We start from the raw sequence: 204 nt of genomic DNA, 5'->3' as shown, positions 1-204 counted from the left end.
GTAATTACAATGAAATTAGATAGTAATAATCATTCAGTATTTTTGTTACACTATCACTTAGTTATGTGTATAAAATAGATAACTCTATATCAGATAGACTAAAAGATATATTTGTAGATATCGCCCCAAATTATGGAGTGGAGTTGCTAGAATGGAATCATGATATTGACCATGTGCACTTGTTATTCAAAGCAAAACCAAATA

At 28.4% G+C, this 204-nt stretch carries 1 pseudogene; it reads left to right on the top strand.

Annotation, left to right across the window (positions count from 1 at the left end):
• Positions 1-9: 9 nt before the first annotated feature.
• Positions 10-204, top strand: a pseudogene (locus KGF36_RS20090) (transposase); the annotation flags it as partial.

Source organism: Clostridioides sp. ZZV14-6009, from assembly GCF_020658095.1.
In the GTDB taxonomy this organism is placed as follows: domain Bacteria; phylum Bacillota; class Clostridia; order Peptostreptococcales; family Peptostreptococcaceae; genus Clostridioides.
This window is presented reverse-complemented; position numbering and strand designations above follow the sequence as displayed.